The sequence below is a fragment of the Aureimonas sp. SA4125 genome, from assembly GCF_019973775.1.
In the GTDB taxonomy this organism is placed as follows: Bacteria; Pseudomonadota; Alphaproteobacteria; order Rhizobiales; family Rhizobiaceae; genus Plantimonas.
On sequence record NZ_AP025032.1, the window covers coordinates 2,995,471 to 3,011,151 of the forward strand.

Annotated in this window: 16 protein-coding genes and 1 riboswitch; of the genes, 4 read left to right on the top strand and 12 right to left on the bottom strand. The window is 68.3% G+C overall.

Annotated features, from left to right (window positions below):
- Positions 1 to 118: 118 nt before the first annotated feature.
- From Sa4125_RS14090 to thiC, 6 genes are read right to left on the bottom strand one after another with little or no spacing between them, the layout of a single operon-like run.
- Positions 119 to 904: a hydroxymethylpyrimidine/phosphomethylpyrimidine kinase gene (locus tag Sa4125_RS14090; RefSeq protein WP_223998714.1), complete on the bottom strand. Its 786-nt coding sequence runs from the start codon at positions 902 to 904 to the stop codon at positions 119 to 121.
- Positions 904 to 1,554 (bottom strand): thiamine phosphate synthase, encoded by a 651-nt coding sequence (locus Sa4125_RS14095; RefSeq protein WP_224007813.1) that lies wholly within the window; start codon positions 1,552 to 1,554, stop codon positions 904 to 906. The genes Sa4125_RS14090 and Sa4125_RS14095 overlap by 1 nt, the downstream gene beginning before the upstream one ends.
- A gap of 11 nt (positions 1,555 to 1,565) precedes the next feature.
- On the bottom strand, positions 1,566 to 2,357 hold the full coding sequence (locus tag Sa4125_RS14100; RefSeq protein ID WP_223998716.1) for a thiazole synthase: 792 nt from the start codon (positions 2,355 to 2,357) through the stop codon (positions 1,566 to 1,568).
- 1 nt (position 2,358) lies between these two features.
- Positions 2,359 to 2,556: a sulfur carrier protein ThiS gene (thiS, locus tag Sa4125_RS14105; protein ID WP_223998718.1), complete on the bottom strand. Its 198-nt coding sequence runs from the start codon at positions 2,554 to 2,556 to the stop codon at positions 2,359 to 2,361.
- Positions 2,553 to 3,590: a glycine oxidase ThiO gene (gene thiO / locus Sa4125_RS14110; RefSeq protein ID WP_224007815.1), complete on the bottom strand. Its 1,038-nt coding sequence runs from the start codon at positions 3,588 to 3,590 to the stop codon at positions 2,553 to 2,555. The genes thiS and thiO overlap by 4 nt, the downstream gene beginning before the upstream one ends.
- Positions 3,591 to 3,601: 11 nt before the next feature.
- Positions 3,602 to 5,401: a phosphomethylpyrimidine synthase ThiC gene (gene thiC, locus Sa4125_RS14115; RefSeq protein ID WP_223998721.1), complete on the bottom strand. Its 1,800-nt coding sequence runs from the start codon at positions 5,399 to 5,401 to the stop codon at positions 3,602 to 3,604.
- An 85-nt stretch (positions 5,402 to 5,486) separates the two neighbouring features.
- Positions 5,487 to 5,602, bottom strand: a riboswitch (TPP riboswitch).
- A gap of 275 nt (positions 5,603 to 5,877) precedes the next feature.
- On the opposite strand from thiC, the gene Sa4125_RS14120 reads away from it, so the two are divergent.
- Both Sa4125_RS14120 and Sa4125_RS14125 read left to right on the top strand, forming a co-directional pair.
- Positions 5,878 to 6,933: a diguanylate cyclase gene (locus tag Sa4125_RS14120; RefSeq protein WP_223998726.1), complete on the top strand. Its 1,056-nt coding sequence runs from the start codon at positions 5,878 to 5,880 to the stop codon at positions 6,931 to 6,933.
- Positions 6,934 to 7,029: 96 nt separating this feature from the next.
- Positions 7,030 to 8,217, top strand: a complete 1,188-nt coding sequence (locus Sa4125_RS14125) for a bis-aminopropyl spermidine synthase family protein (protein WP_223998727.1) — start codon at positions 7,030 to 7,032, stop codon at positions 8,215 to 8,217.
- Positions 8,218 to 8,219: 2 nt separating this feature from the next.
- On the opposite strand, the gene Sa4125_RS14130 is transcribed toward Sa4125_RS14125, so the two are convergent.
- The 3 genes from Sa4125_RS14130 to Sa4125_RS14140 are packed head-to-tail and all read right to left on the bottom strand — an operon-like array spanning position 8,220 to position 10,530.
- Entirely contained in the window at positions 8,220 to 8,465 is a 246-nt protein-coding gene (locus Sa4125_RS14130; protein ID WP_223998728.1) for an acyl carrier protein, read from the bottom strand.
- Positions 8,462 to 10,168 carry an HAD-IIIC family phosphatase gene (locus Sa4125_RS14135; RefSeq protein WP_223998729.1) on the bottom strand — a complete coding sequence of 569 codons (1,707 nt, stop codon included), beginning with the start codon at positions 10,166 to 10,168 and terminating at the stop codon, positions 8,462 to 8,464. The genes Sa4125_RS14130 and Sa4125_RS14135 overlap by 4 nt, the downstream gene beginning before the upstream one ends.
- Positions 10,168 to 10,530 (bottom strand): S-adenosylmethionine decarboxylase, encoded by a 363-nt coding sequence (locus Sa4125_RS14140; RefSeq protein ID WP_223998730.1) that lies wholly within the window; start codon positions 10,528 to 10,530, stop codon positions 10,168 to 10,170. The genes Sa4125_RS14135 and Sa4125_RS14140 overlap by 1 nt, the downstream gene beginning before the upstream one ends.
- Before the next feature lie 204 nt (positions 10,531 to 10,734).
- On the opposite strand from Sa4125_RS14140, the gene Sa4125_RS14145 reads away from it, so the two are divergent.
- Positions 10,735 to 11,289 carry a GNAT family N-acetyltransferase gene (locus Sa4125_RS14145; protein WP_223998731.1) on the top strand — a complete coding sequence of 185 codons (555 nt, stop codon included), beginning with the start codon at positions 10,735 to 10,737 and terminating at the stop codon, positions 11,287 to 11,289.
- A gap of 18 nt (positions 11,290 to 11,307) precedes the next feature.
- Here Sa4125_RS14145 and Sa4125_RS14150 read toward each other — a convergent pair whose 3' ends face one another.
- Together Sa4125_RS14150 and Sa4125_RS14155 are read right to left on the bottom strand one after the other, a co-directional pair.
- Positions 11,308 to 12,069, bottom strand: a complete 762-nt coding sequence (locus Sa4125_RS14150; protein WP_223998732.1) for an SDR family oxidoreductase — start codon at positions 12,067 to 12,069, stop codon at positions 11,308 to 11,310.
- Between the two features lie 106 nt (positions 12,070 to 12,175).
- Positions 12,176 to 12,652 carry a TspO/MBR family protein gene (locus Sa4125_RS14155; protein ID WP_223998733.1) on the bottom strand — a complete coding sequence of 159 codons (477 nt, stop codon included), beginning with the start codon at positions 12,650 to 12,652 and terminating at the stop codon, positions 12,176 to 12,178.
- A gap of 151 nt (positions 12,653 to 12,803) precedes the next feature.
- Between Sa4125_RS14155 and Sa4125_RS14160 the strand changes: the two genes are divergently transcribed.
- The gene (locus Sa4125_RS14160; RefSeq protein ID WP_223998734.1) at positions 12,804 to 13,991 is read left to right on the top strand and encodes a glycosyltransferase family 4 protein; all 1,188 of its coding nucleotides are present in this window, start codon (positions 12,804 to 12,806) and stop codon (positions 13,989 to 13,991) included.
- 19 nt (positions 13,992 to 14,010) lie between these two features.
- Here the strand turns inward: Sa4125_RS14160 and Sa4125_RS14165 are convergent, their stop codons facing one another.
- Positions 14,011 to 15,666, bottom strand: coding sequence for an FGGY-family carbohydrate kinase (locus Sa4125_RS14165; RefSeq protein ID WP_223998736.1), 1,656 nt, complete (start codon positions 15,664 to 15,666; stop codon positions 14,011 to 14,013).
- Positions 15,667 to 15,681: the final 15 nt, after the last annotated feature.

Genomic DNA, 15,681 nt, shown 5'->3' on the forward strand with positions numbered 1-15,681 from the left:
CCGGCGCGAAGTGAAGCCGATCGAACGTCGACGCACAAGCGCTAGACCGGCGATCGGCCACGCGTCCGCAAGTTTTTGTCAAACCAGCAGACGGTCAGCCCGAGATGGCCATTTTCGCTCAGCTGCCGCACGCCCCCAGACTTGCCCGACCGTCCGTTGCCGCAGCTTCCAGAAGGCCGGACAGATAGGACTTGGCTGCCGCACAGGCATCAACGAGCCCGTCGCCGCGTGCAAGCCGGACCGTGATCGCCGTGGCAAGGCGGCAGCCGGTACCGCGCAGATTCGCCGGCGCGCGCCGTGACGAAATGCGCCGGGGCGCGCCGCGGTGGCGCTCGAATAACAGGTCCTCAGCCTCCGCCCCTTCCGCATGCCCGCCCTTGACGAGAATCGCCCGTGCACCCGCGCGCATCACGACGACCGCCTGCTGCGCGACCGAGTCTGCCGGGGATGCGCCGAGGAGAAGCGACAGATGGCGCAGCTCCAGAAGGTTCGGCGTCACCAGCGCGGCGATGGGCAAGAGGCACTCGACGAGCGCCAGGACGCCCGCATCGTCCAGAAGCCTTGCCCCCGAGCTCGACATCAGCACGGGATCGACGACCACGGGGCGATGTTCGGCAAAATTGTGCAGCGTCGCGGCAACGGCCTCCACGCAGGCGGCGTTGCCCAGCATGCCGATCTTGATGCCGCGGACGAGCCCGTCGGCGAGCGCCATGTCGATCTGCCGGCAAACAAGCGCCGGCGGCAGGTCGTGCACCGCGCCGACGGCGTCGTCTGTCTGGGCGGTCACGGCGGTGACCGCCCAGCGCAGCCTCGCCCCGAACGCCTCGGCCGCCAGAAGATCGGCCGCAAGGCCGGCGCCGCCGCTGGAATCCGATCCGGCAATGGCAAGGACCGTCGGCGCCATCACGGCAGCACTCGCCGCGGCATGGCCTCGGCGCGGATGGAGCCGGCACGCCGCGCCGCCGTCGCGTCGAGCCATTGCCGGCAGCGCGCTCCCGGATCGGCATGGCGGGTGATGTCGGTGACGACCGCGGCACTGTCGGCGCCTTCGGCAAAGACGAGCGGCAGCCGCTCCACCGTGACGCCGCCGATCGCGACGAGCGGCAGCGCGCCGATCCGGGCCCGCCAGGCGCGCAGGCGCTCGGGTGTCTGCGGTGCCCAGGGCATCTGTTTCAGGATGGTCGGCCAGATCGGTCCGAGCGCGACATAGTCGGGCCGGGCGGCCAGCGCGGTCTGCAGTTCGGCCTCGTCGTGGGTGGACAGGCCGAGTTTCACGCCGGCGCTTGAGATCGCGCCACGATCGGCCGCGGCGAGATCCTCCTGCCCGAGATGGACGATGTCGCAGCCCTCCTCGATCGCCAGACGCCAGTGATCGTTGACGACGAGTTGGCAGCCATGCGCCGTGCAGACGGAGCGGGCAGCACGGATCTCGGCTCGCAGCGCCGGTGCCGGCAGGTCTTTCACCCTCAATTGCACGAGCCTGACGCCGAGCGGCACCAGCCGCTCGATCCACGCTGCCGTATCGACGATAAGGTAGAACGGATCGAGCCGCAGCGGCGCCGCGCTCACGCCAGCACCGCCTGGCCGAACACCGGCGTCGAGGGGGCAGCCATGTCGCGCGGGTTCATCAGTCCTGCCTCGTAGCCGAGCCGTCCGGCCTCCACGGCAAGTGCAAAGGCCTTCGCCATCCCGGCGGGATCGTCGGCGCCCGCCACCGCCGTGTTCAGGAGCACGCCGTCGAAGCCGAGTTCCATCGCCGCAGCCGCATGCGAGGGAGCCCCGATGCCGGCGTCGATGATCATCGTGACACCAGGAAAATGCGCACGCAGCGAGCGCAGGCCGTAGACGTTGTTCAACCCGCGGGCCGAACCGATCGGCGCGCCCCAGGGCATCAGCACGCGGCAGCCGGCCCGCAGCAGGCGCTCGGCGGCGACCAGGTCCTCCGTCATATAGGGCAGAACGTCGAACCCCTCGCTGACAAGAATGCCGGCCGCCTCGACGAGGCCGAAAAGGTCGGGCTGCAGGGTATCGGCCTCGCCGATGACCTCGAGCTTGATCAGCGTCGTGCCAAAGACCTCGCGCGCCATGTGGGCGGTCGACACCGCCTCCTTCACCGAATGGCAACCGGCGGTGTTCGGCAGGATGGCGACGCCGAGGTCCCTCACCAGCTGCCAGAAGTTCTGGCCCGCGGCATCCTGCCCCGCCCCACTTTGCCGGCCGAGCGTTTCGCGGCGGAGCGACACGGTGACGAGCGCCGGGCCCGCCGCCCTCACAGCCCCGGCGAGGATCGCGGGCGAGGGATATTGCGCCGTGCCGAGCATCAGCCGCGACGAAAAATTCTGTCCGTAGATGTCCATCTCAACCTCCCTGCATCGGCGCGAGGATCTCGACCGCATCGCCATCCAGAAGCCGCGTCCCGGGCCGGTCGCATGCCGGCACGAATTCGCGGTTCACCGCGGTGCCGACGACCGCTCCGGCAAGACCGAGCTCCAACATGGCCTCGTCGAGTGTCCCGGCGCTGAGCTCCCGGCTTTCGCCATTGACGGTGATCCTCATGCGACCCTCCTCGGTCCTGCGGCCGCCCTGATCTCGTCCGCGATGCGCTCGGCAAAGGACGGCGCGAGGAGAAAGCCGTGGCGGTAGAGGCCATTGAGGCTGAGACCTTCGGCTCCCCGCCCGATCCGGGGCAGGTTGTCGGGAAAGGCCGGTCGGAGGCCCGCGCCGGTCTCGATGATCGCGGCCTCGCCAAAACCCGGATGCAGCGCCACGGCGGCGTTGAGGAGATCCATGATCGAGCGGGCGGTGATGGGGCCGGCCGCCGCACTCTCGATCTCGGTCGCGCCCAGCATGAACACGTCCTTGCCGCGCGGCACGACATAGAGCGGATGGCGCGGATGCAGGAGCCGCACCGGCCGGGAAAGCGAGACGCCGGGGGCATGGAGGATCAGCATCTCGCCGCGGACATGCCGCAGCGCCGGGTCCGGCGCCGCCGAACCGCGGCAGTCGATCACCCGCGCACCTTTCCCCACCGCCAGGTGCACCGGGTCGACGGCGGCATTCATAACCAAGGTCCCGCCCAGTGCGATGAATCGCTCGGCCAGCGCTTCGAGGGCTGTTCGCGGATCGAGATGGGCCTCGTCGGCGAAGAACAGGCCGGCGGCAAAGCGCCCGGCGAGATCCGGCTCGATGGCGGCAAGGCCGGCCGCGTCGAGAAGCTCTCCGCCCTCCGTCCGGCGGGCAAAACGCGCCACCTCCCCGGCGTCGCGCGAGAGCGCGACGACGAGGGTGCCGCGCCGTTCGACGCCGGGCACGCGGTCGGCCCACCACTCGATGGCGGCGAGCCCCGGCGCAACGATCGAGGCATCCGCCTTTTCCGCCTCGCAATGCGGCGCCAGCATGCCCCCGGCAAGCCAGGATGCCGCGCCTTGCCCCAGCCTCGCGGTGCGGTCGTAGAGCGTGACGGGCATGCCGCGCTCGGCCAGCGTGACGGCCGTCGTAAGGCCGGCAACGCCCGCACCGACGATGGCGATCGCCCCAATTCCCTCATGCCGAGCCTGTCGAAGCACGAGGGACCGGCACGCCCCCGGCATGCCCGACACCCCTACTCCCCCGCCGGCATATAGAGGTCCCCGCCGTCACGGTACTTCTGCGCCATGGCCGCCATGCCCTCCTTCTGCGCCTCGGCGCGGATGTCGTGGCTGATCTTCATCGAGCAGAATTTCGGGCCGCACATGGAGCAGAAATGCGCCGTCTTGTGCGCTTCCTTGGGCAGCGTCGCGTCGTGGAAGAGCCGCGCCGTTTCGGGATCGAGCGAGAGGTTGAACTGGTCCTCCCAGCGGAACTCGAAGCGGGCGCGGGAGAGCGCGTCGTCGCGCAGCTGCGCGGCCGGATGGCCCTTGGCGAGATCGGCGGCATGCGCGGCGATCTTGTAGGTGATCACCCCGACCTTCACGTCGTCGCGGTCGGGAAGGCCGAGATGTTCCTTCGGCGTGACGTAGCAAAGCATGGCGGTGCCGAACCAGCCGATCATCGCCGCGCCGATCCCCGAGGTGATGTGGTCGTAGCCGGGCGCGATATCGGTGACGAGGGGTCCGAGCGTATAGAACGGCGCGTCGCCGCAGACCCGCATCTGGCGGTCGACGTTCTCCTTGATCTTGTGCATCGGCACATGGCCGGGGCCCTCGATCATCACCTGGCAGTCTTTGGCCCAGGCGATCTGCGTCAGCTCGCCGAGCGTATCCAGTTCGGCGAACTGCGCGGCGTCGTTGGCATCGGCGATCGAACCGGGACGCAGGCCGTCGCCGAGCGAGAAGGAGACGTCGTACATCCGGCAGATGTCGCAGATCTCCTCGAAATGCTCGTAGAGAAAGCTCTCGCGGTGATGATGCAGGCACCACTTCGCCATGATCGACCCGCCGCGCGACACGATACCGGTGACGCGCTCGACGGTCAGCGGGATGTGGCTAAGCCGCAGGCCGGCATGCACGGTGAAATAGTCGACGCCCTGCTCCGCCTGTTCGATCAGCGTGTCGCGGTAGACCTCCCAGGTGAGGTTCTCGGCGATGCCGTCGACCTTCTCCAGCGCTTGGTAGAGCGGCACCGTGCCGATCGGCACCGGCGCGTTGCGGATGATCCAGTCGCGGATGTTGTGGATGTTGCGGCCGGTGGAAAGGTCCATGACGGTGTCGGCGCCCCAGCGGATGGCCCAGACCATCTTCTCCACCTCCTCGGCCATCGACGACGTCACGGCGGAATTGCCAATATTGGCGTTGATCTTGACCAGGAAATTGCGCCCGATCGCCATCGGCTCGAGTTCGGGATGGTTGATGTTGGCGGGGATGATCGCCCGGCCCGAGGCGATTTCGTCGCGCACCCATTCCGCAGTGATGAAGTCGGGCGTCACCGCCGAATACGGCTCGCCGTCGCGTTTCAGGGCAGCGGCAGCGCGCTCGCGGCCGAGATTCTCTCGGATCGCCACGAACTCCATTTCCGGCGTGACGATGCCGGCACGGGCGTAGGCGAGCTGCGTCACCGCCTTGCCCCCGACGGCGCGGCGCGGGCGGTGCTGGACGGGAAAGGCCGGTGTCACCTTGTCCTGCGGCAGGTTGCCATTGTCCTCGGGCCGCAGGGGGCGGCCGTCATAGGTCTCGACGTCTGAGCCGAGCCAGCCATGCCGCAGCCGTGGCAGTCCCCGGGCGATGTCGACGGCGTAGGCGGGATCGGTGAAAGGGCCGGAGGAATCATAGACCGTGACCGGCGGCTCGCCGGCCGTGGGGTGGACCGCGATTTCCCGCATCGGCACGCGGATCTCCGGGTGGATGGTCCCGGCTCGATGGACTTTGGTGGAGGCCGGCAGGGGGCCGGACGTGACGGCGACGGCAGGTGGTATCAGGGCATTCATGAGGGATTCTCCTTCGACGACGCGTTGGAGACCCAGCTCTGCTTTCGGTGATCGAACGAGTCGCGGATGGACATGGCCTTCGGCCGCCAGCGACTCTCCCCATCCCTACGCCAGTATGAACTGGATCAGGTTCGTAGGGTCGCCACGCGCTTTTAGCCGTTGGCCTCTCAGTTCCCTGCCGGAACTCCCCTTGGTACGGATGCGAGCCTAGCGAGCTGCACCATTCTGTCAAGCAAGGCTTCCAGTCAGGCATTCATAAGGTGGCGGCCCTGCGGGCCGGCTTCGCCGGCTCGCCTTACGCCAGGAAATACCCGGTAGTTTCAAGGGCTTGTGAACAGCACGTTAGGCCCCTACAGAATGTCTTCATATGCTGGCGTTACCGTCGGCCTTGAACCTGAACGGTCTGGTAGTTCGCAATGGCAGGCACATCGTCCTTCGCTTCCGTCGTCCTCGTTCCGTCAGGCGGGAAAGGGGGCTTGGGAAGCATCGACTCGCGGGCGTCCTGTCCGCTGCTGGATCCCCTGGCCTCGCCATCGCGCGCGCCCCTGGAGGGCGAGTTCTGCCCGTTGCACGAGAGCCCGCTGGGCGTCGTCGGTCGTCTGGAGACGTTGGTCCGCGAACAGGAGGCGATTCTGCGCCAGCAGGCCGACGCGCTTGCCGAGGGGCGCCGGAGCTTCGAGCGCGCGTCTGCCGCCGCCCGGATCGGGTTCTGGGAATGCCGGCTGGCAGACAACGTGCTGACATGGTCGGATATGGTCTACGATCTCTTCGACATTCCCCAGGGATCGAGCCTCGATCGTGCGAAAACGGTCGAGTACTACAGCCCGGCCTCCAAGGAGGCGCTCAACGCTCTGCGGAGTCAGGCGATCGCGCAGCGTTCCGGCTTTTCGCTGGATGCCGAGATCATCACACCGAAGGGGCGGCACCGCTGGATCCGGCTGACGGCGACCGTCGAATCCGATCGAGGCGACGACGGCCGCATCTTCGGAATGAAGCAGGATATCACCGAGGAGAAGATCCGCGCCGACCGGACGCGGTTTATGGCAGAGTTCGATTGCATGACGGGACTGGCGAACCGTCACCGCTTCCAGGATCGGCTCTCCGCGAGCCAGAGCGACCCGGCGGCCGCCCTCGGCGCGCTGCTTCTCGTCGATCTCGACGGGTTCAAGCAGGTCAACGACACGTTCGGCCATGCGCTGGGAGACGCGTGCCTGATTGAAATGGCGGCGCGCCTTGCCAAAGAATGCAACGGCGCCGAACTCGTCGCACGGATCGGCGGCGACGAATTCGCCGTGCTGATTGGGCCCGATCTGAGCGATCTGGTGGTCGCCGGCTACGCTGCACGCATCGTCCACGCGCTGAGCCAGCCGGTCAAAACCGCCGATGCGACGGTCGCGATGAGCGCCTCTGTCGGCATCGCCTACGTCCGCGGGTGTCAGCCGTCCGAACTGTTTCGCAACGCCGATAGCGCCCTCTACGCAGCCAAGGCGGCCGGGCGGAACACATTTCGGTTTTTCCGGCAAGCCCGTTGAGCCGAGACGCGCGGAGCGAGCGGGATCGCCCGGTCCCCCGGGAGGGCGGCGCCGGGCTGAATGGACATCCCCGATGATTCACGCTTTAGCTCGGGCATGACAGATCGATCGGGCGCCGAGACGCCGTCACGCCTTGCCGCCATCGCTGCGGCGACCGACCTTCGCGAAGGCGCCGAGGGCGTGGCACTGATCCTGCGCACGGCGTTCCGCGACGGCCCGCTGCTCCTGCGCGACCTGGCAAAGGCCGTGCGCATGCCGCTGCCGGTCGTCGGTGCCGTCCGGCGCGAACTGGAGCGGACGGGGCTGCTCGATCGTGGCCAGGGCGTCGAGCTCAGCGTGACCGGCAAGGCGTTCTGCCGCGACACTCTCGGCATTTCCGCCCGGCACGATCCGCGCTGCGCATGCTGCCACGGGCACGGCGTCGTCGTGGCGCCGGAGCTGGCGCCGGCGCTGCGCCTCATCGAAGAGCACGCGGCCCTCGGCCCCCCGGTCGACGTGACGCTCGATCAGGCGCCCTGCACGCCGGAAACGGCCCTGCGGCGCGCGCTCGCGATGCACGAGGCCGGCGCGCTGGACGGGCGCTCGATCATCATTCTCGGCGACGACGATTCCATGTCCGTGGCGCTGACGCTGCTGGCTCGGGCTATCGGTGCAGCGCCGCGGCGGGTGACGGTCCTCGAGCTCGATCCCGGTCGCATCGCCCATCTCGACGCCGCGCGGCAGCGGCACGGCCTCGATTTCGAGGTCATCGCCCATGACCTTCGCGATCCGCTGCCGGCGGATCTGCGCGGACGCTTCGACGTGTTCGAGACCGATCCGCCCTACACGGTCGACGGCATGAGCCTGTTCGTCTCGCGTGGTCTGGAGGCCCTGCGCTCCGAGCCCGGCCTGCCCGGCTTCCTGTCCTATGGCGATCTTGCCCCCGACGATCTCCTCGACCTGCAGTCGCGGCTGACGGACATGGGGCTCGTCGCGACGCGCATAAGACCCTCGTTCAACGCCTATCAGGGCGCCTCCATCCTCGGCTCGGTCGGCCAGTTGATCGATCTGCGCACGACCCGCCGGACCAAGGCCCTGACGGAGGCGGAAGCGATCTTCGCCGCGCCGATCTATACCGGCGAGGTTCGCCCGCGCGAGCGGCGCTATCAATGCCGGGCCTGCGGCGCGGTCACCGGTATCGGAACGGGCGAAGCCTTCGCGACGATCGAAGCACTGAAGACGGCAGGCTGCCCGGCCTGCGGCGAGACCGTCTTCAAGCGCCTGCACGCCAAGACGACCTACTGACGCTATCGGCGCAAGGCTGCCGCCTCGAGGGCGGCGAGAAGTCCGCGGATGCCGCCCGCGGTCTCGATCTCCGCCATGGTCAGCGCAACGCCGAACTGCGCTTCGGCTGCCAGGACGATCCGGACCTGGCCGAAACTGTCCCAGGCGGCGATGTCGGCGCCCTGTGTTTCCAGGCCGAGGCTGGTCGCCGGCACTTGCAGCACGTCGGAGACGAGCTGGACGACGGCGTCGAGGTTTACATCACTCACGCATGTCTCCCGTTCAGTCGATCGATCATCGCAATGCCCTGCGGCGGGCTGTCGAGTGCGGCGGCCCTGCCCGTCAGATCCACCTGCCATTCGCCATTGCGCTCGGCAAAGCCGTGGCGCGCCAGGCAATCGCGCGCCGGCTCATTGCGTTCGAGGATTTCGATCCGGCCGAGGATGCGCGTGAGACCGAGTTCCCTCGCCCGGAGTGCGAGGGCATGGAGCATGGCGCTCTCGACGCGCCGCTGCAGCGCACGGCAGCTGAGGCAGAAGGCGTCGATCATGGCGGCATCGCCGCGCTGCGACGCCAGTACCAGGCCGACGAGGCCATGCGCGCCGAATGCGTCGTCGAGCCGCGCCATGAAGTCGAGCCCGCTCTGCCGGGTGCCGAGCTGCACGAGATTCGGGCGAAGCGCGGTGAACCGGAACTGATTGACGCGCGCCGCAAGCTCGGCCGCACGTGGCAGGAGGTCGGTCGCAAGCGGCTCGATCGTCACCTCGGTCTTCAGGCTGTGAAGAAAAACCGCATCGTCCGCCGCATCCGCCCGCAACCGCTCGACGGCCGCCCTGCGACCGTACTGCTCGGCCCGCAGCGGCGCATCGGCAGGCTGCGCTCCCGCCAGCAGCGGGTCCGCCAGAAGCGCCTGCGCGAAACTCTCGCCGGCATAGCGGCGCACGTCCATGTCCGGAAAACGGGCGGCGACCTTGGCGCAATTCACCGGATCGTCGTCGATGAAGACCGTATGCCCGGACGAAAGTCCCAGCCTTTCCAACACGTCCGCGACGAGGCTCGGCTTGTCCGACCAGCCGATGGAGCAGGCGGAAAAGTCGTCGATGCCGAGCGGCGCGTCGTCGAGCGTCGCAAAATGTCGCTCGACCTCGGCCGCATCGTTGCGACTGGCCAAGGCGAGGACGAACCCCCGTAGCCGAAGCGCTGCCAGCGCCTCCGCATAGGCGTAACGGAGGGTCGGCGCCCCGCCGCCCGCCTCTCCGAGGACGCCGCCCCACAGCGTCTCGTCGAGATCGGTGACGACGAGCTTGGGCGCCTTTCCCTTCAGCCGGGCAGCAAGGCCCGCCGCCGCATCGGCGAGCCGGTCGGCCGCATCGGGCTTCAAAATGGTACCGAAGGTCGACGCGAAACGGGTATCGAAGACCGCAGCCCCACCCGTCGGCAAGTCCAGCGGGATCACGCCATGGCCGGCCCCATGCGGTACCGCGCCGCCGGCGGAAAAGCGCGCGACGGCAACCGGCGCCAGCGTGCGTGCCGCGAGCCTTGCGGCGAGATCGGCAACGAGCGCATCGCTCTCGCCCGTCGCATCCGGCACGAAGACCAGGCTGAGGTCGGCGTCCGCAAGACGGTCCGACGAGGGATCGGCCAGCGTTGCGCGGAGGTCGAGAAGGCCTTCGATGGCGCGGATCTCAACGGAAAACCCGGCAATGGCAAAGGCAAGACGCAGGGTTTCTTCCAGCGCCTGCGGCTGCTGGGTGGTGACGAGCAGCAACCGGAACGGCTCGCCGAACGGTCTCGGCGCCTCGGCTGAGGCCAGACGCAGCAGCGACGCCGCCCGCGACGTCCCCAGAACGGCGCGTGCCTCGCGCAACTCCCGCCCCAGGGCACCTCGACCGATGGCGGCAGCGCCGGCGATCGCGCTCGCCGACGGCAGCGCGTCCCCGGACGGTACGAAGCGCCACCAGTCGGCGGTCATCAGGCGACCGGCGTCTCGAGGGATTCGATCGAGCGCGTGACGTAGCTGCGTTCGACGAGACCGTCGGGGCAGAGCCAGCGCGCCACTTCGTCGACGGCCGCATCCTCCGACATGTCGGGATTGCACAGGAGGATGTCGACCAGCACCATTCGATATTCCGGCCAGGTCGTCAGCATGATGTGGCTCTCGGCGAGAAACACCACCAGCGTGATGCCGTGCGGCACGTAGCGCTGGGCGTGCTCGCCGATGATCGTCGCGCCGGCCGCCGTCGCCGCGGCGAGCGCCGCATCGCGCAAAACGATCTCGTCCTCGATCTGGGGACCGCAATTGCGCATGTCCGCCAGGACCTGCCGAATTTTCATGGCGTCACCATCCCTTGGGAGGCTTGTCGCCCGTCCCGGGGTCCGCAGCCCGTGTCGGCCGCGTCCTGCTTCGTCTGGCGGTAGCCCGCCGGGTGGGCTTTCTATAGGGGCTGCCCGGCAGAGCGGCAAGACTTGCGGAAGGCGGCGGCGGCTTGGTACGACATCCCGGCGCCGGAAAGCCCCGCGCCCTGGAAGAAAGCTGCGATGTCCCGCGAGAACGAAACCGTCGATCCGGCCTCGCCCCACGGGTCTCCCTTTCGCCCGACACCAAAAATCCGCAACTTCAAGCCGGCCGACATCGATGCCGTCGCCGGCTTCGAGGCGGAAATCGCCGTCCGCTCCTTCGCCGAGGAGGCGGTGACCGATCTCGACCACTACCGCAAGAAGCTCGGCAAGCTCCTGAAATACGGCGACGACTGGACGAAGGTGCTCGTGCTGACGGACGACCGGGGAGCGGAGGCCGTCGTCGGCTGGGCCTGGGTCGCGCCGCGGCAGAACTTCATCACCGGCGATACCTATGCCGATTTCCGCAGCCTTTACGTCGACGGTGCCAAAGCCGGCCCGTCGGCCGCCATCATGCTCCTACGCGCCGTGCTGGCGCACTGCGAAGCGAAAGGTTTCACCCGCATCGTCGGCCGCACGGCAACCAGCAACGCCGCGATGCGCTCGCTCTACGCGCTGGCCGGATTCCAGGAGCGCCATGTCGTCTACGAACTGGACATCGGCCCGTCGGCCGAAGGACGGCGCCCGACGGGCTGACCGCTCCCGGCCAGTGCTTCAGATCGAGCCGGCCTCGACCATGAAGTTGTTCGCCGTGCACATCGCGGCATCGTCGGAGGCGAGAAAGAGCACCATGCGGGCGAGATAGACCGGCGCGATCTCGACGGGCAGGCACTGACGCTCGAGATTGGCCGCGAGCGATTCCGGGGTCACCCAGAGTTCCTTCTGGCGCTCGGTCATCACCCAGCCCGGCACGACCGTGTTCACCCGGATGAGGTGCTTGCCGAGGTCACGGGCGAAGGAACGCGTCATGCCGTGCACCGCCGACTTCGCCGTGGTGTAGACCGGCATGTTGCCGACAGCCTGCCACCAGGAGTTCGAGCCGAGATTGATGATCGAGCCCTTGCGCGCCGCGATCATCCCCGGCGCTACGGCCTGGATGGCAAAGAACATATGGCGAAGATTCGTGGCGATGCGCTCGTCGTAATAGTCGGGCGTGACGTCTTCCCAGCCATGCCTGTCGTCGCGGGCGGCATTGTTGACGAGAACGCCCGCCGGGCCGTTGGCGGCTTCGAGGGCCGAAAAGGCGGCCTTCAGTGCGTCGATATCCTTGAGATCGCAAGCCTCGAAGGCGACCCGCCCCCCTGCATCCGAGATCTCAGCGGCCAGCGCTCTGCCACGCGCATCATCAATGTCGACGAACCCGACCTTGGCATCCTGCGCCGCAAACGCGCGGACGATGTCGGCCCCGATGCCCGAGGCACCTCCCGTGACGATGACGGCGACGTTCTTCAAGCTGGGATAACTGGCAAACTGCATCTTCGACTCCGTTATCGGTCCGCGCGATCGGGCTGCGGCCTGTCACCGGCTTGCAGCATTCCTGCTGCGACCGGTCAAGAGAACCAGCAAACCCCGCCCGAACGGATCAGGACGCGACAAAACTATTCGGATTACGGCGCCAGACCGAGCGGTTGAGGCAGCCGGCGATCGTTACCCAGCAGAGATAGGGCACGAGCAGCCAGGCGGCCGTCGCACTGATCGGCGCGAAGGCCGCGATGGTGGCGGCAATCGACAGCCAAAGCGCCACGAGGTCGAAGAAGGCGATGTCCGGACGTCGCCGACGGAAGAAGATGTAGGACCACAAACCGTTGAAAAGATACTGCAGGCCATAGGGAATGAAGGCCGCTGTCAGTCCGGCCGCGCCCCAGACGATCCAGCCGGAGACCGCAATCATCACGTAGAGCACCGACCAGACTAGGGGGAAGGCCCAGTTCGGTGGTGTCCAGGAAGGCTTTTCGAGGTCACGGTACCATTCATCCGGCTTGAAGATCGCACCGCTCGACGCGACGGCGAAGGCGATGACGATGAAGACGAAAAGCGCAAAGGCCGAGGCGAGGGTCATCGGTCTGTCCGATCGGTTGAAGAGATGGCTGGAGATAGTGCAGCACAGCATCGCGTCAGTAGTGACACGTCGTCACCACCGCGTCACGGCTTTGCCTGCGACCGGCAAAGCCGCTAAGGCAGACGACGTCAGTCGCCTCCCGGACACGCCCATGCCTTCCGCTCCCGCTCGGGGAAAACTCGTCTTCGTCGTCACCGAGGACTGGTTCTTCGTCTCGCATTTCCTGCCGATGGTGCGCGCCGCGCGAGAAATCGGGCTCGCCGTCGTCGTCGTCACGCGGGTGCGCGCCCATGCCGACCTGATCGAGGCGGCCGGCGCGCGCGTCGTGCCGCTCGAGGCCGAGCGCCGCAGTGTGAACCCGCTGGCGATTTCGGCGACGGTCGGGCGACTGGCCCAGATCCTCCGGGAAGAGCGGCCGGACATTGTCCACTGCATCGCGCTGAAGTCGATCCTCGTCGGCGGCATGGCGGCGCGGCGTACCGGCATCGACCGCCGCATCTATGCCCTGACGGGATTGGGTTTCATCGGCGCCAAGCGCGATCTCGTCGGGCGCCTGGCGCGGGCCGGCCTGCGCCTGGCACTCCGCGGGGCCCTGCAGACCGCGCAGACGCGCTATCTCTTCGAAAATGTCGACGACCCCCTTCTTCTCGGGCTCGATCCGGCCGGCGAAAGGGTGACGATCGTCGGCGGCGCCGGCATCGATCCCGACAGGTTGACACCGAGCCCCCTGCCCGGTCTGCCGCCGCTGAGGGTCGCCGTCGTTGCCCGGATGCTCTGGTCGAAAGGCATCGACGTCGCGGTGGAGGCAACGCGGCTGGCACGGCTGGCGGGCGCCGACGTCACGCTGTCGCTGTTCGGGGCACCGGATCCATCCAATCCCAGGGCCATTCCGGCGGAGACGCTGGAGGCCTGGTCGCGGCAGGACGGTGTCACGTGGCATGGCCGGGCCGACGACATCGCCACGGTGTGGCGAGATCATCATGTCGCCTGCCTGCCGTCGCGCGGCGGCGAAGGCCTGCCACGCACGCTGCTGGAATCGGCAGCCTGCGGGCGGGCAATGGTGACGACCGATGTTCCGGGCTGCCGCAGTTTCGTGCGTGAAGGACGGGACGGCCTGATCGTGCCACCGGGCGATGCCGCCGCCCTCGCCGCCGCCTTCGCAAGACTGGCCGGAGATCCGGGAGAGGTCGCCGACATGGGACGATCGGCGCGCGCGCGCGCGCTTTCAGGCTATACCGAGCGGCACGTCATGGACGCGGTCGCGGCACTCTACGAGAGCATGCTGAACCGCCGAGCGACAGACACGACCGCTCCGGCTGCCCGGCGTCTGGAACCCTGACCGGGGGGCGGGGCCGCCGTCACGCTTCCGCGGGCGCCACGCCGGTGCCCTGCATGATGCGGCGAACCTCCCGCTCGGCGCGCTGCAACGCCTCGAAGGCAGCGAACTTGCGGGCGTGGAACCCGGCGATCGCCCCGCCCACCGGCAGGATCTCCTCGCTCACCCTGCACATTCCGGCTGCAGCCGCGTGGAGATCCGGATAGGCGCCGCCCGCGACCGCCCCGACCATGGCGCTGCCGAGGAGCACCGGCTCGGCCGTCGCCGGCAGCGCCACCTTCAGGCCCGTCGCATCCGAGAGGATCCGCCTCAACAGGGCGCTGCGCGCCGCGCCGCCGCTGACGACGATGGTCTCGATGGCGACGCCCCGATGCCGCAACGCCGCCTCGATCTGCCGCGTGCCATAGCAGAGGCCGCAGAGCGCGGCGACGAACAGCCGGACGAGACTGTCGCGGCTGGTCCCGAGCGTCAGGCCGGCCAGAGCCGCCGTCGCCTTGGGATCGGCTTCCGGCGACCGGTTGCCGAGGAACTCCGGCACGACGTGGACGCCCTCTGCGAGGCGCGCCGCCTCCTCCAGCGATCCGGCCAGCGCGATGGCGCGCCGTTCGAGATAGTCGAGGACCGCGATTCCCTCTGTCGCGGCCGCCTCGCGGGCGGCCGGAAAGGCAGGGTGCATCGCGACGAGGTAATCGATCGCCGCGCCATAGGCCGACTGGCCGCCCTCGAGCAGCCAGTGACCCGGCAGCATGGCGCCGTAATAGGGCCCCCAGACCCCGTCGACGAAGGCCGGATCGCGCGTCGCCGCCATGACGCACGAGGATGTGCCCATGATCAGCGCCGCCTCTGCCGAAGCATCCGCGACCGTTCCATCCGGCCGACGCCCCCCCAGCGTCCCCACGCCGCCGGCATGGGCATCGATCAGCGATGCCCCGACCGGCACCCCGGCGCGCAGTCCGAGTTCGGCGGCAGCCTTTTCGGTCAGCCCCGATCCGATCGGTGTCGCGATGTCGACAACCTCCGTCCCGATCCGGTGAAAATTCTCGTCGGCCAGCTCACCAAGGCCGATCGTGCGGAAATAGTCCGCGTCCCAGCGACCCTCATGGGCGAGATAGGTCCATTTGCAGGTGAGCGTGCAGACCGACCGCTGCAGGCTGCCGGTCGCCCGAAAGGACAGAAAATCCGCAAGATCAAAGAAATGGCCCGCCGCGGCAAAGGTGGCCGGCCGATTTTCCTTCAGCCAGAGGAGTTTCGGTGTCTCCATTTCCGGCGAGATCTGCCCGCCGACATAGGTCAGAACCTTGTGCCGGGTCGCGTTGATCCGCCGCGTCTGGTCCATGGCGCGGTGGTCCATCCAGACGATGACGTCGCGGGCCGGGTCCTCGGACGGGCCGACCGGCAGGGATCCGCCCTCCGCATCGAGGACGACGAGCGAACAGGTCGCGTCGAAGCCGATACCTGCGACATCGCGGGCCTCGGCGCCCGACAGATGCACCGCCTCGCGCACCGAGGCGGTCACCGCCGTCCATATGTCGACCGACGACTGCTCGACGAAGGAGTCATCGTCCTGCCAGGTCCGGATCGGTCTCCTGGCCGTGCCGAGGAGGGCTCCGCGCGCGTCGAAGACGCCTGCGCGGGCGCTTCCGGTGCCGACATCCACCCCAATGAACACGCCCGTCATGGTCCCTCCCGCGAT

Coding starts and splice junctions, on each gene's coding strand:
- thiS (WP_223998718.1), bottom strand. CDS start 2,556: ATGAGGATCACCGTCAATGGCGAAAGCCGGGAGCTCAGCGCCGGGACA.
- thiO (WP_224007815.1), bottom strand. CDS start 3,590: ATGCCGGGGGCGTGCCGGTCCCTCGTGCTTCGACAGGCTCGGCATGAG.
- Sa4125_RS14145 (WP_223998731.1), top strand. CDS start 10,735: ATGTCCCGCGAGAACGAAACCGTCGATCCGGCCTCGCCCCACGGGTCT.
- Sa4125_RS14165 (WP_223998736.1), bottom strand. CDS start 15,666: ATGACGGGCGTGTTCATTGGGGTGGATGTCGGCACCGGAAGCGCCCGC.
- Sa4125_RS14150 (WP_223998732.1), bottom strand. CDS start 12,069: ATGCAGTTTGCCAGTTATCCCAGCTTGAAGAACGTCGCCGTCATCGTC.
- Sa4125_RS14160 (WP_223998734.1), top strand. CDS start 12,804: ATGCCTTCCGCTCCCGCTCGGGGAAAACTCGTCTTCGTCGTCACCGAG.
- Sa4125_RS14100 (WP_223998716.1), bottom strand. CDS start 2,357: ATGGACATCTACGGACAGAATTTTTCGTCGCGGCTGATGCTCGGCACG.
- Sa4125_RS14135 (WP_223998729.1), bottom strand. CDS start 10,168: ATGACCGCCGACTGGTGGCGCTTCGTACCGTCCGGGGACGCGCTGCCG.
- Sa4125_RS14125 (WP_223998727.1), top strand. CDS start 7,030: ATGACAGATCGATCGGGCGCCGAGACGCCGTCACGCCTTGCCGCCATC.
- thiC (WP_223998721.1), bottom strand. CDS start 5,401: ATGAATGCCCTGATACCACCTGCCGTCGCCGTCACGTCCGGCCCCCTG.
- Sa4125_RS14155 (WP_223998733.1), bottom strand. CDS start 12,652: ATGACCCTCGCCTCGGCCTTTGCGCTTTTCGTCTTCATCGTCATCGCC.
- Sa4125_RS14090 (WP_223998714.1), bottom strand. CDS start 904: ATGGCGCCGACGGTCCTTGCCATTGCCGGATCGGATTCCAGCGGCGGC.
- Sa4125_RS14140 (WP_223998730.1), bottom strand. CDS start 10,530: ATGAAAATTCGGCAGGTCCTGGCGGACATGCGCAATTGCGGTCCCCAG.